The following is a 13,705-nucleotide window of genomic DNA, read 5'->3' as shown; positions in this document are numbered from 1 at the left end:
CGCCCGGCAATTGTGCCGCGTGGTTGTGCGGCTATGGCCCGGCCTGTGGGGGCACCACCCCGGCTGACAGAACCGCCACGTCCGTGAAAAAACGCGGCCCTAAATCCCTGCGACGCAAGTGCTGTAACGATCCGGCGCTGCGCGCGGTCCAGTTCCCAGGTCGAACAGAAATATCCGCCATCTTTGCCACTATCGGAATATCCCAACATCACCTCGATCACATTGCCACCTGACTTAAGGCTGCGGCGGGCAAGCGGAACATCCAGAACATCCAGCAGAATGGCTGAGGCGTTGCGCAGATCACCGATCGTCTCGAACAGCGGCACCACAGAAATATCCAGTGTCTCTGATCCGAACCCGGCATAGCGGGCGAGAAGATAGACACCCAGGATGTCGTCTGCCGAGCGCGTCATCGACAATATGAATGGTCCCACAGCTTTGGGATCCGGCCCTGTTCGAACAGCGTGCACAAGAGCCAGCAAGGCCAGCAATTCCTGCGCCTGATCACTCAACCCGTCCCGCTGAGGGTACTGCAGGTTTTGGTCTGCCAACTCGGTGCGCAGACGGGTCGACCATTCGGGTGTTCCGTATTCGGGCGCAGGTTCGAATGCAGACCAGATTTCTGCCAGAACGCTAGTCGTGACAGTCGAATTCTGCCGTATGTCCAAGGTTGTGGTACGCAGACCGAATACGGTTGCCGCCCGGCGAAGAGGTCGGATATGCCGTCTTGTCAGAATATCGGCGTTTACTGCGCAAAGCGCGTCATCAAGCGCGTCGAGATCGCACTCGAACTGCGAGATATGCTGATAGCCGGCATTTGTCAGTCTTTGGCGGATGGCATTCAGGACCTGCCGAAACGGTTCGTTCGGGTTGCGGTCATTCTTGGGTGCGCGGTTGATGATTGCCTGCAACCGTTCACCGTGAGGTTCGGGCAGCGGTAGGATCAGGGCGCTAATGCTCAGTTTTTGCGCGGCTTTATCAAGAGCCTGACAGTAGAGATCAATCGCTGTCTCGCGCCCACGTTGCAGAGCCAGTTTGGTCATCTCAGAGGTTACATTCGGGTTACCGTCCCGGTCACCACCAATCCAGCTATGAAATCGGATATTGGGCGTCTCATTCAAAGTCTGACCCAGAACCTGCAAACAGGCGTGATCGAACCGGTCGATGACCTGTGGCACAGCATTGAAGATTGCGTCGCGGAAAAACTGCAAACCCCATTCGATCTCGTCACGTAAGCTGGGGCGGGACAAGCGTAATTCTCCGGTCATCCATAGTAGGTCGATCTCGCCTTCCAGATCATTCAGCAATGTTGAACGTTCAATTGGCGTCCAGCGCTGAGCTTCGAGGCTGACCAGGATACGATAAATTCGGCGGTGAATTTCAAGAACGGTGACGCGTTTGGCTTCGGTCGGATGCGCCGTTAGCGTGGGGCCGGTCATTAAACTACCTGCCAACTTATCGGTTTCCCCAACACTCAGATTAAGGTCCGACAACACTTCGGCAAATCCACCTTCAACCGCTTGGGCACCTTTTTGGGTTTCGATTTGTCGACGGTTACGCACTTCTGCGTTTTCGTCGATGATGCGCAAAAGCTGAAACCAGATCGACATGGCCTGCAAATACGGGATTGCGGCCTGGCCAGTTGGTATTGAAGGCAGCGGCTTGGCTTCGACCCAAGAAGCGACATGTGGCGCTCTTTTCAAAAGGATGTTTCGCCATAGCGTTCGCAATTCGGTCCGAAGACCCTCCGCATAGGCGGACGGTGGACGGGACGGCTGGGTATCCTGAGCCAACGCTTGCATCAGATCACTTTGTCTCTTGGATTTTTGCCATTGAAGAAATCATTGAGGTTTTCAATGACGCGGAACCCCATAGCTTCGCGTGCTTCTTTAGTCGCGCTTCCGAGATGTGGCAGCATGACAAGGTTGTCACATTGCAGAAGGTCAGAGCTAATGCGGGGTTCGCCGTCTAACACATCCAGCGCCGCGCCGCCGATGGTGTCGAACATCAGGGCCTGGATCAGGGCGTGTTCGTCGATGACCTCGCCGCGCGCGGTGTTGATCAGGAAGGCGCCGGGTTTCATCAAGTCGAGTCTTCGACCGTTGATCAGGTGCCGGTTTGCGACCCCACCGGGGCAGTGCAGCGAGACGAAGTCGCATAGCGGCAACAACTCATCGACAGTATCCACCTGAGTTGCATTACACTTAGCCAGAACGTCGGGCGCCACTTGGCTGCGATTGTAAACAACGACGTCCATACCAAAGCCATGATGGGCGCGGCGGGCCATTTCCTGCCCGATGCGGCCATAGCCGATGATGCCCAGTGTCTTACCGCTGACCTTGGTGCCGACCAGATGCGTGGGCCGCCAACCGGTCCAGTTTCCGGCGCGCAACTCGCGTTCGCCTTCGCCGGCCCGGCGCGCCACCATTAGCAGCAATGTCATCGCAATATCGGCGGTGCATTCGGATAGAACGTCGGGCGTGTTTGTCACGGTCATGCCAAGTTCGCGGGCTGAGGGTTCGCAAATGTGGCTGTACCCGACCCCGTAATTGGCCAGAATTTTGGTCTGTGCTGCGGGGACGTCCAGCGCCTCTGCGCTGAGCGTATCGGTAACAGTGGGCAGCACCGCATCATAGTGTTTCAGGGCGTCGCGGATTTCAGCCGGGGACATCGGAGTATCCCCGGTATTGAGTACAGCGTCGTAGTCTTCGGCCAGTCGCGCCTCGACGGCGGCGGGCCAGCGACGGGTGACAAGGACTGAAGGTTTGGTCATCACGCAGCCTTTCCGATGACGCGGGCAATGGTTTTACCAATCACCGCCGGGTTTTCAGCAACGGTCACTCCCGCCGCCGACAAGATCTCAACCTTTTCTGAGGCACTTTCGCCAAAGGCCGAGATGATCGCACCAGCATGACCCATAGTCCGACCTTTGGGCGCGGTCAGACCTGCAACATAGGCGACGACGGGCTTGGTTATGTTGTCGCGGATGTATTCTGCGGCCTCGGCTTCCTGCGGGCCGCCGATCTCGCCGATCATGGCAATGACTTCGGTGTCCTTGTCCTGTTCGAACCGCTCTAGGATATCTCTGAACGAAGACCCGTTGATCGGGTCGCCACCGATCCCGACGCTGGTTGAGACGCCGATGCCGTGTTCTTTCAGCTGGGCTGCGGCCTCATAGCCAAGCGTGCCGGATCGACCGATGATACCGACATTGCCGGGCAGGTAGATATGGCCTGGCATGATCCCCAGCAGAGCCTTGCCGGGGCTGATGGTGCCCGCGCAGTTGGGTCCGGTCAGCACCATGCGCTTGTCTTTGGGATAGCGGTACATGTAGCGCTTGACCCGGATCATGTCCTGCGCCGGGATACCGTCGGTGATACAGACGCAATAGCGGATACCCGCATCTGCCGCCTCCATGATGGAATCGGCGGCAAATGGTGGCGGCACGAAAACAAGGCTGGCATCGGCACCGGTGGCCTCGACGGCCTGTTTGACAGTGTCAAAGACCGGCACGCCCTCGACGGTCTCGCCACCCTTGCCGGGGACAACGCCGCCGACGACATTAGTGCCGTAGTCTAGCATGTCCTTGGTATGGAACCGTGCCATCCGTCCGGTAATGCCCTGAACGATAACACGGCTGTCGCGGTCCAGAAGAATGCTCATTAGACAGCCCTCATCTTGGTGTTTTGGGTCAGATCGTTTTGCCACGCACCAACAGCGCGTTCGGCGGCTTCCATCAGGGTGGTGGCGCGGATGATCGGCAGGCCGGACTTGGCCAGGATTTTCTGACCTTCCGCGACATTGGTGCCGGCAAGCCGCACGATGACAGGGATTTCGAGCTCAAGTTCGCGTAGCGCCTGAACGACGCCCTCGGCCACCCAGTCACAGCGATTGATCCCGGCGAATATGTTGACCAGCACCGCCTGCACGTTTTTGTCTGACAGGACCAGACGGAAGGCTTTGGCCACACGTTCGGGCGAGGCTCCACCGCCAATGTCCAGAAAGTTAGCAGGCTCCCCCCCCGCCAGCTTGATCGTATCCATCGTGGCCATTGCCAGCCCGGCGCCGTTCACGATACAGCCGATATTGCCGTCAAGACCGACATAAGACAGGCCACGATCCGCCGCGCGGCTTTCGCGCGGGTCTTCCTGGCTTTTGTCGCGTAACTCTGAGATCTGCGGATGCCGGAACAAGGCGTTGTCGTCAAAGCTCATCTTGGCATCCAGCGCCAGAACCCGATCGTCACCGGTGATGACCAACGGGTTGATCTCGACCATGGTAGCGTCCAGATTGCTGAAGGCGGCGTAACAGCCCTGTAGCGTGCGCACCATTTGCTGCACCAATTTCGCCTCAAAACCCAGTTGAAATGCGATTTCGCGCGCCTGGAATTCCTGCAGACCCACGGCCGGTTCCACGATCGATCGCACGATGCTGTCAGGGCGTTCAGCCGAGATATCTTCGATCTCCATGCCGCCTTCCGACGAGGCCACGATCATCACCCGCTGGCTGGAGCGATCCAGCACGAAGCCCAGATAAATCTCGCGATCAATCGGCACGGCGGATTCCACGTAGACACGGTAGATGCCCTTGCCTTCGGGACCGGTTTGATGCGTAACCAACCTGCGTCCGAACATCTCGTCACAGGCTTCATGGATTTCGTTCTCGGTGTTGCACAGTTTGACACCACCGGCTTTTCCACGGCCTCCGGCATGGACTTGAGCCTTCACGATCCAACGATCGCCCCCCAGCTCGCGCGCCCGATATGCCGCTTGTTCGGGACTGTAGGCCAGCGCACCCGAAGGCACGGCGACACCAAAATTCGAAAGAACCTCTTTCGCCTGATATTCGTGAATATCCATCTGCAATCTTCCTCCCGTTCATGCAGTGCGGTCAGGCCGCGATCGACGTGCCGTAGCGGCTTTCCAGCAACGCTTCGATGGCTTCAAAATCCACTGTGCCGCCCAGTTCACGGATCGCCTCGCCAAACAGTTTTACGATGCGGCTGATCGACTGGTGGTTCAGTTGGTTCAGGATGCCGATGCGCACCTGTACTGGGGCGCTGAGTGTCGGCCAGATACCAAAGCCACGCGCGCGGCAGTTCTGTACCAATTCCATCTCGCGGCCAGCCAGTTCTGCAGGTAGATTCAGCACTACGAGGCTGGGCATGTCCGAAGTGACATCGCAGCCCATCGCGGTGACGGCGTCACGCAGGACGGCCTCATGCGTTTTGTAGGAATGCGCGCGTTTGGCCAGTCCTTCCTGCAATGTAAGACGCAGCGATTCATGGAAGGCGGCGACGGCATAGCCCGAATGGGTCCGGTGATAGGTGCCTTTCTCAACATCCTGACCGTCAACAATGCCCCAATGGCGGGCCTCGAAAATCGGGTTGTGGACGTAAGAGTAAGCACCGGTTGTCTTCAGCGCCTCGATAAAGGCGTCAGTGAAGCTGACCGGCGCATAGGTCAGGGGCAGGCAGCACAAGCCTTTTTGCGGGCACGAAGCCCAGCCTGCGATGCCGGGGAAGTCGTCGATGCGAAAGTCAGCAACACCTAGCGAAGACACGGCATCTATCAAACCCATGGCGCCGTGATGTTCACACGCATCCGAGAATCCCTGTACATCGTTGACACGGCCGGAACCGGTTTCCCAATGCGCCATGAAAGCCCATTTCGGCTTGTGTTCTGCCAATGCGACCTCGACCACCTCACCGGTCACGGGCTGGCCATGCGGAATTTCGATCACGGTGACGCTGGCCGCATTGGGATCAAGTGGATTGTCGGCATGTTCTTCGGGCGTGGCTGCCTTGATCCGAAGGGTCAGCGCGTCAATGCCGGAAAAGGTGCCATTGGTGAACGCAACCACCTTGTCGCCAGGCATAACGGCCGAGAACATAGTGTCTAGTGCGCTCCAGCCGGTGCCGGCAACCGCGAAGGTATAGGTATTGTCGGTGCCCCAGATTTTGCGCAGCATGTGCTTGCATTCGATCATGCCGCGCAGGACGTCACCCTGCATGTGATCCGCAACACCCGCATTTGCGAAGGCATGCAGAACGCGGGCATCGGTATTGCCTGGTCCGGGTCCCGCAGCCAGTGTTTCCGGAATTTCGAGCGTCGGGTAGATTTGAAACGTCATTGGCGATCCTCCTCGGCGACGGGGTCTGTAATGCGCCCCGTCTGTCGCGTTACTGAAAAGAAAAGCCGATCCTTGCGTCAGGGCGCAACGTAACTTACTACTGCTTTAGGGTAGCTATTTGGGTGGGGAAAAACCTACCCATTCTGGCAAATATACCGATGTATACCGGAAACTTACCTACCCAACATGGTAGTTCTTGGGTAAATTAGGTGGAAAATCAATGCTCGACACAACGCCCCCTCCAATCGACATCATGCTCGCCAACAACAATTCTCTCGTCCTCTCGGCAATGTCCGAAATCTTCGAGAGAGACAAACGATTCTCGTTGGTGGCGACATCTGCAACTGCCGAAGGTTTTCTTGGGGCAGTCATGCGTGTGCCGGTAAAGGTCTGCGTGGTGTCCTGGGAGCTGCCAGCTTTGGGTGCAGCTAAACTGATTGAAGTGCTGCGCGAACAGGAAAACGCACCGCGTTTTGTGGTCTATGGTGATGAGGCAGGTGATGTCCCACGGCTGGCAATGCAAGCAGGCGCCGCAGGGTTTGCACCTCGTTCCGGTGAGGTTGAAGGCCTGCTGGAGACTTGCGTTGATGTTGCCAAAGGTAAGATGGTTTTCCCATTCATCGATGTACGCACGGTGCAACATAGTCCTCTTCAGACCCTGTCGCGCAAAGAGCGGGCTATCCTTGAGGCGCTGTCGAAGGGAATGTCCAACCGGGAACTGTCAAAAGAGTTACAGATTTCCACCAATACCGTGAAATTCCACCTCTCGAATATCTACGAAAAGCTGTCAGTTAGAAACCGGGCGCAAGCCATCGCTTATTACTATTCAGCCAAATCTGCTTCAGATTAGGCTCGTAGGTGTTGTGTCGAAACAAAATAAGAAAACCAGAGTCAGCGTCATACTAGGGTCAGGATGCATTGAATTTCGCTGCGCCGCGTGATTCACGGCTCAAATAACGGAACGGTGACTTGAGCGACCTTTGTTGGTTGACCGACGAACAGATGGCCAGGCTCACCCCTTTTTCCGAAGTCCCACGGCAAACCTCGGGTCGAAGAATGGCGGCGCGTGGCGACCCGATATGATCGCCGTCCCAAGGTTTTCCTATCAGCCGTCGCACGCGCGGCAACTGCCAACTACTGGTCATGCCTCCTGACCTTAGAGAGCTGTGCGCCTTTGAAAGAAGCCATGAGCAGGTTTTCGACTTATTATCTCTGGTAGGCATTCACTCGCCACCGTCAAAAGCGTAAGCTGGCGAAAGTTTGCAACAGACCCATGCGGATGTGCAGTTTTTTCACCCCGTGGCGTGCACCCACAAACCGCCAATCTCTGTCTTCGCAATGCGTATGGTCAACGCCATAGCGACGACCCAGCCGGTCACTACGGCCGTTGCTGTTCCGAACCACACTCCGGTTTCGTTGAATCCCAATATGCCAATAAACACCCAAACAAAGAACGCGACCCCAAAAGCCTGGCGATATAGGCTGATCCAAACGGTCCAAATAGGTTTTTTGAAGGCCTGCAAGAGTGAGTTGATCGAAAACAGCATCATGTAGAAAGGCAAGATCAGACTGTCGACTCGTAGATATCCCACACCAACGCGAACAACCTCGGGGTCCGCTGTAAAAAGGCGCATCACTAAGGGACCACCGAGCCAGAGGATCGGGATCGCAATCAGTGACATGTAAAACCCGACGCGCCAGCAATAGAACAACGCGGCGCGCACCCGCTAGCTGTCCCGAGCACCGAAATTCTGTGAGGCGATTGGCAGTAGGGCACCCGTGACGCCCAGAATGGGCAGCAACAAAACCTGTTCAAGCCGTATAGCGATTGCATAGCCGGCAATGGCATGTTCGCCAAAAAGCTTTAGCGCAAATTGCAGGACAAAGGCCGACAACAACATGATCGTGAACGAAAAGGCAGTGGGCAGAACCTGCAGCGAAATTTCTGCAAACCGTTTCAGGCGTGGTCTGAAATAGGCCGCGCGCATACGTTTCATTCGCCTTCGCCGAAGAACCTGCTGGATCAAAAAGATCATCACGCCTGTCTGGCTGATCACCGTAGATAAAGCCAAACCGTTGAAGCCGATGCCCGGGATCACGCCCGGAACTCCGTAGATCAGGAGGGGATTCAGAACAATATTTGCCAGAAACGCGACAATAAGTGCCCGTTGCATAGACACCGCGTCGCCATGGGCCTGCAGGATGCCATTACATCCATGGGCCAGAAGGAACCCGGGCATTGCCAACAGCAGCCAATAGAAATAGCGAAGCCCGGCTTCACGATAAACGCCTGGTTCCGAGACAAGCTTGATTAACAATGGGCCGAACCAAAGCCCTGCCAGGGCAAGCAGGCAAGACGCAACAATTCCGTAAGTTATCCCTTGGGCCGCTAGGCGTCGTGCCGCTCGGTTGTCGCCTGAACCCAGAGCGTTTCCAACCAGTGCACTCATAGCTGCACCCAGCCCGACGCCCACAGAAATAGAGATGAAGAAAGCTTGAAAACCAAGGGCCAGCCCGGCTTGGGCGCTTGTCGACAACAGTCCGGCAAAGAAGATGTCGACGATGTTATACAGTGTACTAAAAAGCATTCCGACAGCGCCGGGTATCGCCAATGTTCGGAAATGGCCTGCAATGGACCCTTTGGTCAGATTAAGGTCGATTGCCTGAGCCATGTTAACTGGGTGTCATGGGCGCTCGGCCTGAACTGTTAGAAAGACAAACTCAGGGGTCAGAACATCTTCGAACCCGTGGTTGAGTTCAGCGTCCACACTGATCGTGTCGCCAGCTGACAGCGTAAAGCGGGCCTCGCCATATCGGTAAACGGCTTGGCCTTCGAGTGCTTGTACAAACACTACGCCGTGGCCGACATAAGAGGGCGGCGGCCCGCCTTCGCGCAATAAAGTCACGCGACGCGCCTGAAATCGCAGGTCTTTACGAGAATGCAGTGAAAGATTGACATACTCGTGGCTGTGCCCCGCCGAGATACGGTTGGATTTCAGTCCCTCACCATGGCGCACAAGAGTGTAGTCAGTGTGATCTGTACGCGCTTCGCGGAACAAAGAAACAATCGGAACTTCGAGCGCTTCGGCCAGTGCCGCCAGAGTGTCGATTGAGGGAGAAACCAACCCATTTTCGATCCGGCTGATCATGGCGGCTGAGATACCGGACTGTTCTGCCAAGCTACGAGCGGATTGCTTCCGACTTTGGCGCAATTCCTTCAGCGAGGCGCCGATGGCACGGTCGATCTGTCTGCCTGGAGTGTCTCCTTGCATGATCCGTCCTTTCACTCGCTGCTATAATACCCCACCACATCGCCATCGGTGGTGACACCAAGGCCATTCAGCAACCGGTTGGCGTAGTTGAAGTATCCTACGATCTGGTTGATTTCGAGAATCTCGCCATCCTCCCAACCGGTGTCTTTCAGGGCTGCCACATCAGAATCGACCATCGTACCCGGCGAAAGTGTAAGCTTTTCAGCATAGGTCAGTGCAGCCAAATGTGCGCCGTCGAACGCATCCTGCGGGCGATGTGCCTCGAGTGCGGCTTCGATCTTGTCGGCGCGTGCGGCGTCGTCGATCAGGTGCCGGGCGTTAGACCAGTGGTTAGCATAGGAATAGGGGCAGGTGTTGAGAGTGGATACGTAGGAACTGATCACTTCCTGAAACCACATGGGAACTTTGTTCGCCTCATCGTGCAGACAGGCTCGATACAGAATCACATGCCCCTTCATGGTGTTAGGCCGCAGGGAATGCACCCGCATGACATTGTCGACAGTGCCGTGCGGTGTACGCGCCAAATCCAGAGTGGCCTTCAGATGCGAGTCAGCATCTTCGTCAGATATCATGCTGATCCAGGCAGACATTTGCGGTTCCTCCCTTGGTCGTCAGTATTATCTGAGGGCAGATCAAAAATTGTCCTCTGAGTTTTTTATTGACGAGTATTGCATATTAAGCAACCATATTAATTAGTGTGCAACGTATTTGAGGAGGCTCAGGCCTTGCCCGACTGCCCCAAACAATCGCAGCGCCAGCCCGGCCTCGGCTGTTTTGTCAGGCCCGGCACCACGACATGCCGGCCTGCCTTTGCAGGAACGGTGGAGGAAACTCCTTTGCGCGTCCGGTCCATCAAAAGACAAATTCGCATGGTATCCCGAACCCAAGCAGGTACGACATGAACCAAGCCACTCCGATGATTGAAGTGACCAATCTGGATAAATACTATGGCGCGTTTCACGCGTTAAAAAACATCGATCTGACGGTCCATCAGGGTGAAAAAGTCGTGATCTGCGGGCCCTCGGGATCGGGAAAATCGACGCTGATCCGGTGCTTTAACGGGCTAGAGTGGCACAATTCCGGCCGCCTCGTGATCGATGGGATCGAGGTTTATGACGGAGCCAAAGAAATTCGCGAGCTGCGGCAGGAAGTCGGTATGGTTTTCCAGCAGTTCAACCTGTTCCCACACCTGACAGTGCTAGAGAATCTGACGATCGGTCCGATGAAAGTGCGCGGGATATCCAAGGCGCAGGCCGAAGAAACCGCACGCAACTATCTTGAACGTGTTCACATCCCGGAACAGGCCGACAAGTACCCGGCGCAGCTGTCGGGCGGGCAACAGCAGCGCGTAGCGATTGCACGGTCTCTATGCATGGAAACTCGGATCATGCTGTTTGACGAACCGACATCCGCGCTGGACCCCGAGATGATCAATGAGGTGTTGGATGTGATGGTCGAGCTGGCCGATACCGGCATGACCATGGTTGTCGTCACTCACGAGATGGGCTTTGCCCGTAAGGTCGCTGATACGATGGTCTTTATGGAGGCGGGCCAGATCGTCGAGGTTTCGCCACCCGAACAGTTTTTCACCAACCCCTCGAGCGAACGCTGCCGTTTGTTCCTAGATCAGATCTTGGCGCATTGACATGAGCGATCTGGGCATTTCCCGGCCAAAAGGCCAGCCGCTGCCTAAGCCGCCTTTTTTTAAGCGGTTTTTTGACTCGACCCTGATTTCGGTCGGGATCTATGCCGTTATCGTCGGGCTGATCGCCTATGTTGCATATACAGGCGCGCAGGGCATGGGGTATAACTGGCAATGGTACCGGGTGCCGCAGTTTCTGTATCGCAATACCGAGGTCGGGTTTGAATGGGGTGAAATTCCCATCGGGCTGGTCGCGACAATCAAATTGTCGGTCACGGCTTTCATTCTGGCTATGGTTATAGGCCTGCTTGTGGCGTTGCTGCGCCTGTCGGATCTGGTCATCGGGTCCGCAGTTGCGGTTGGATTTCTGGAGCTGATCCGAAATATCCCGCTGCTGGTTCTGCTCTACCTCTTTTATTATGTTCTGGGGCCGATCTTTGGATTTGACCGATACACGGCCAGTATCCTTACCTTGGCCGTGTTCCATTCTGCCTTGATTTCTGAAATCTTCCGGGCCGGGATCAACGCCGTCCCCACTGGCCAGTGGGAGGCCGCTAAATCCATCGGGATGAGCCCTTCCCAGACTTATCGCTATATCATCCTGCCACAATCCGTCCGCTTCATGCTGCCGCCGATGACCGGCGAGGTCGTTCACCTCATCAAATCTTCGGCCATTGTCAGCGTGATTGCAGTGGCCGAGCTGACGACCTTCGGACGCAACATCATTTCAGACACATACATGAGTTTCGAAATCTGGTTCACCATCGCACTGGTTTATCTGGTGGTGACCCTGATCCTGTCGATTGGCGTAAGTCATCTGGAGAAGAAATATGCCGTCGACCAATAACCCAGAAAATATGTCGGACAACAAGGAGAACCAAGATGAAGCTTTCTCGCAGAATGCTCGGGGCTGCCCTCGGCGCGGTCGTGGCTACCGGTGTGGCGACCTCAGGCTGGGCGCAGAGCGCTACGCAGGAACTATCCAGCGAAAGTGTGATTGAAACTATCAAACAGGATGGTGTGATCCGGATCGGTCTGTCGCTGTTCGTGCCATGGTCGATGCGCGACAAAAATGGTGATCTGATCGGCTATGAACTGGATGTTGGCCGCAAACTGGCTGAAGATATGGGCGTTGAGGTTGAATTCGTGCCGACTGCTTGGGATGGTATTATTCCAGCATTGGTAGCGGGCAATTTTGATGTGATTATTTCCGGTATGTCCATGACTGCACAGCGGAACCTGACAATCAACTTCACTGATCCGTATGCTTATTCAGGTTTGGCAATCCTGGCCAACAAAGAGTTGACTGCTGGGATGACGCTTGAAGATTACAACAACCCCGAGGTCACATTTGTTGCGCGTCGCGGTGCGACACCAGCCGTGGTAATAGCCGCCAATTTCCCCGACGCAACGCTGCTGTTGTTTGACGAAGACGGAGCGTCGACTCAGGAAGTATTGAACGGTAATGCCCACGCGTCGATGGCGGCTCAGCCGACACCTAACCGCGATGCTGCTAAATATCCGGACACATTAGTCGTTCCGTTTGAGAGTCTCTATGACCAGCGTGGAGAAGCCTTTGGGTTGCGTAAAGGCGATCCGGACGCACTGAACTTCTTCAATAACTGGATTGCGCAGAACTGGCGATCCGGTTGGCTGAAAGAACGCCATGACTATTGGTTCGCAGGCAACGAGTGGGCCGATCAGGTCGCGCAGTAACCAAACTGACGGGGGCGGACGTAGTACCGCCCTCGAAACCAACGCGGAGCGTGCCCGGTGCAAAACTTCCTGAATAAACTGAGATGGCCCGACTACCTGATCGTCGGTGTTCTGGTCGTGTTTTTTGGGTATATCTGGCTGTCGATTGAAGGCACGCTGAACTACAAATGGCGATGGGAGCAGATCCCCGGTTACATCGTCGGCTGGCATTCCAGTCGCGAGGAGTACTTTGCCAATCTGCTGCTGCAGGGTTTGGCGGCGACGATCCGCATCAGTATTTATTCCGGCATTCTGGCTTTGATACTGGGCACCGTTCTGGGTGTTGCGCGATGTTCAGCCAATTTGACCATCCGCATGCTGGCGCGCACCTATCTTGAATTCCTGCGCAATGTGCCGCCGGTTGTTGTCGTTTTCATCTTCTTCTTCTTCCTGTCTCAACAGCTGATCGATGCGTTGAATCTGGAACGTTGGGCGCGCGGTATCGCGCGGCAGGAAAACAATCAGGTCTGGGAGTTCTTCTTCGGTGAAATGCGCCGCTTCCCATCGCTTGTTTCGGGCGTCATTGTACTGGCCCTTTTTGAGAGCGCATTCGTTGGTGAAATTGTGCGTGCCGGTATCCAGTCGATCCCAAAAGGTCAGCGGGAAGCCGCGCGCTCTATCGGTATGAGCCGCCTTCAGGAGCTGCGTTATGTGGTACTGCCGCAGGCGATGAAGAAAGTGGTGCCACCGCTCGCCAATCAATTCATATCGCTGATCAAGGACAGCTCAATCCTGTCGCTGATTTCTGTGCAGGAGCTGACTTATAAAACGGTTGAGCTTGTGGCCTCATCCCGCATGATCTTTGAGGCGTGGATCACCACGGCCGCTTTCTACTTTGTGGTTTGCTTCGGCCTTAGCCGATTGTTTGCGCGGCTTGAAAAACGGTCAGACAAGCGCTGACATA

The 13,705-nt window shown here is 55.8% G+C and carries 12 protein-coding genes and 3 pseudogenes; 7 read left to right on the top strand and 8 right to left on the bottom strand.

The genetic code is table 11. The features are described from left to right. The 5 genes from DS906_RS18510 to DS906_RS18490 form a co-directional block, all read right to left on the bottom strand. The coding region (locus DS906_RS18510; protein ID WP_233494840.1) for a phosphoenolpyruvate carboxylase at window positions 1-1,610 on the bottom strand (1,610 nt) is incomplete at its 3' end. Window positions 1,611-1,801: 191 nt separating this feature from the next. Next, complete coding sequence (locus tag DS906_RS18505; RefSeq protein ID WP_113791558.1) at window positions 1,802-2,773, bottom strand: D-glycerate dehydrogenase; 972 nt, start codon at window positions 2,771-2,773, stop codon at window positions 1,802-1,804. After that, on the bottom strand, window positions 2,773-3,663 hold the full coding sequence (gene sucD, locus DS906_RS18500; protein ID WP_113791557.1) for a succinate--CoA ligase subunit alpha: 891 nt from the start codon (window positions 3,661-3,663) through the stop codon (window positions 2,773-2,775). Before sucD ends, DS906_RS18505 begins: the two co-directional genes overlap by 1 nt. After that, the gene (locus DS906_RS18495; protein ID WP_058273745.1) at window positions 3,663-4,859 is read right to left on the bottom strand and encodes a malate--CoA ligase subunit beta; all 1,197 of its coding nucleotides are present in this window, start codon (window positions 4,857-4,859) and stop codon (window positions 3,663-3,665) included. The genes sucD and DS906_RS18495 overlap by 1 nt, the downstream gene beginning before the upstream one ends. Before the next feature lie 31 nt (window positions 4,860-4,890). Continuing rightward, the gene (locus DS906_RS18490; protein WP_113791556.1) at window positions 4,891-6,132 is read right to left on the bottom strand and encodes an aminotransferase class V-fold PLP-dependent enzyme; all 1,242 of its coding nucleotides are present in this window, start codon (window positions 6,130-6,132) and stop codon (window positions 4,891-4,893) included. Between the two features lie 253 nt (window positions 6,133-6,385). On the opposite strand from DS906_RS18490, the gene DS906_RS18485 reads away from it, so the two are divergent. The 3 genes and pseudogenes from DS906_RS18485 to DS906_RS22240 all read left to right on the top strand — a co-directional run. After that, the gene (locus DS906_RS18485) at window positions 6,386-6,982 is read left to right on the top strand and encodes a response regulator transcription factor (RefSeq protein ID WP_113791561.1); all 597 of its coding nucleotides are present in this window, start codon (window positions 6,386-6,388) and stop codon (window positions 6,980-6,982) included. Between the two features lie 119 nt (window positions 6,983-7,101). Continuing rightward, window positions 7,102-7,195 (top strand): annotated as a pseudogene (locus DS906_RS22745) (IS5/IS1182 family transposase); the annotation flags it as partial. Further along, window positions 7,178-7,276 (top strand): annotated as a pseudogene (locus DS906_RS22240) (IS5/IS1182 family transposase); the annotation flags it as partial. The pseudogenes DS906_RS22745 and DS906_RS22240, both read left to right, overlap by 18 nt. A gap of 148 nt (window positions 7,277-7,424) precedes the next feature. Here DS906_RS22240 and DS906_RS18475 read toward each other — a convergent pair. The 3 genes and pseudogenes from DS906_RS18475 to DS906_RS18465 form a co-directional block, all read right to left on the bottom strand. Then, window positions 7,425-8,804 (bottom strand): annotated as a pseudogene (locus DS906_RS18475) (MATE family efflux transporter). 12 nt (window positions 8,805-8,816) lie between these two features. Then, window positions 8,817-9,404, bottom strand: a complete 588-nt coding sequence (locus DS906_RS18470) for a helix-turn-helix transcriptional regulator (protein WP_113791555.1) — start codon at window positions 9,402-9,404, stop codon at window positions 8,817-8,819. 11 nt (window positions 9,405-9,415) lie between these two features. Then, window positions 9,416-9,994: a carboxymuconolactone decarboxylase family protein gene (locus DS906_RS18465; RefSeq protein ID WP_113791554.1), complete on the bottom strand. Its 579-nt coding sequence runs from the start codon at window positions 9,992-9,994 to the stop codon at window positions 9,416-9,418. Between the two features lie 308 nt (window positions 9,995-10,302). Between DS906_RS18465 and DS906_RS18460 the strand changes: the two genes are divergently transcribed. The 4 genes from DS906_RS18460 to DS906_RS18445 are packed head-to-tail and all read left to right on the top strand — an operon-like array spanning window position 10,303 to window position 13,701. Then, the gene (locus tag DS906_RS18460; RefSeq protein ID WP_282121048.1) at window positions 10,303-11,049 is read left to right on the top strand and encodes an amino acid ABC transporter ATP-binding protein; all 747 of its coding nucleotides are present in this window, start codon (window positions 10,303-10,305) and stop codon (window positions 11,047-11,049) included. A 1-nt stretch (window position 11,050) separates the two neighbouring features. Continuing rightward, complete coding sequence (locus tag DS906_RS18455; protein ID WP_113791553.1) at window positions 11,051-11,893, top strand: amino acid ABC transporter permease; 843 nt, start codon at window positions 11,051-11,053, stop codon at window positions 11,891-11,893. 35 nt (window positions 11,894-11,928) lie between these two features. Next, entirely contained in the window at window positions 11,929-12,762 is an 834-nt protein-coding gene (locus DS906_RS18450; protein ID WP_113791552.1) for a transporter substrate-binding domain-containing protein, read from the top strand. Between the two features lie 57 nt (window positions 12,763-12,819). Beyond that, the gene (locus DS906_RS18445) at window positions 12,820-13,701 is read left to right on the top strand and encodes an amino acid ABC transporter permease (protein ID WP_113791551.1); all 882 of its coding nucleotides are present in this window, start codon (window positions 12,820-12,822) and stop codon (window positions 13,699-13,701) included. Window positions 13,702-13,705 lie beyond the last annotated feature (4 nt).

Origin of the sequence: Ruegeria sp. A3M17 (genome assembly GCF_003318255.1) — a bacterium.
In the GTDB taxonomy this organism is placed as follows: Bacteria; Pseudomonadota; Alphaproteobacteria; order Rhodobacterales; family Rhodobacteraceae; genus Ruegeria.
Note: the sequence above shows the minus strand (reverse complement) of the source record. Positions and strands in the feature narration are given on the sequence as shown.

Excerpts from the sequence above, each read along its gene's own strand:
- DS906_RS18505 (WP_113791558.1), bottom strand. The coding sequence starts at position 2,773 with ATGACCAAACCTTCAGTCCTTGTCACCCGTCGCTGGCCCGCCGCCGTC.
- sucD (WP_113791557.1), bottom strand. The coding sequence starts at position 3,663 with ATGAGCATTCTTCTGGACCGCGACAGCCGTGTTATCGTTCAGGGCATT.
- DS906_RS18495 (WP_058273745.1), bottom strand. The coding sequence starts at position 4,859 with ATGGATATTCACGAATATCAGGCGAAAGAGGTTCTTTCGAATTTTGGT.
- DS906_RS18490 (WP_113791556.1), bottom strand. The coding sequence starts at position 6,132 with ATGACGTTTCAAATCTACCCGACGCTCGAAATTCCGGAAACACTGGCT.
- DS906_RS18485 (WP_113791561.1), top strand. The coding sequence starts at position 6,386 with ATGCTCGCCAACAACAATTCTCTCGTCCTCTCGGCAATGTCCGAAATC.
- DS906_RS18470 (WP_113791555.1), bottom strand. The coding sequence starts at position 9,404 with ATGCAAGGAGACACTCCAGGCAGACAGATCGACCGTGCCATCGGCGCC.
- DS906_RS18465 (WP_113791554.1), bottom strand. The coding sequence starts at position 9,994 with ATGTCTGCCTGGATCAGCATGATATCTGACGAAGATGCTGACTCGCAT.
- DS906_RS18460 (WP_282121048.1), top strand. The coding sequence starts at position 10,303 with ATGAACCAAGCCACTCCGATGATTGAAGTGACCAATCTGGATAAATAC.
- DS906_RS18455 (WP_113791553.1), top strand. The coding sequence starts at position 11,051 with ATGAGCGATCTGGGCATTTCCCGGCCAAAAGGCCAGCCGCTGCCTAAG.
- DS906_RS18450 (WP_113791552.1), top strand. The coding sequence starts at position 11,929 with ATGAAGCTTTCTCGCAGAATGCTCGGGGCTGCCCTCGGCGCGGTCGTG.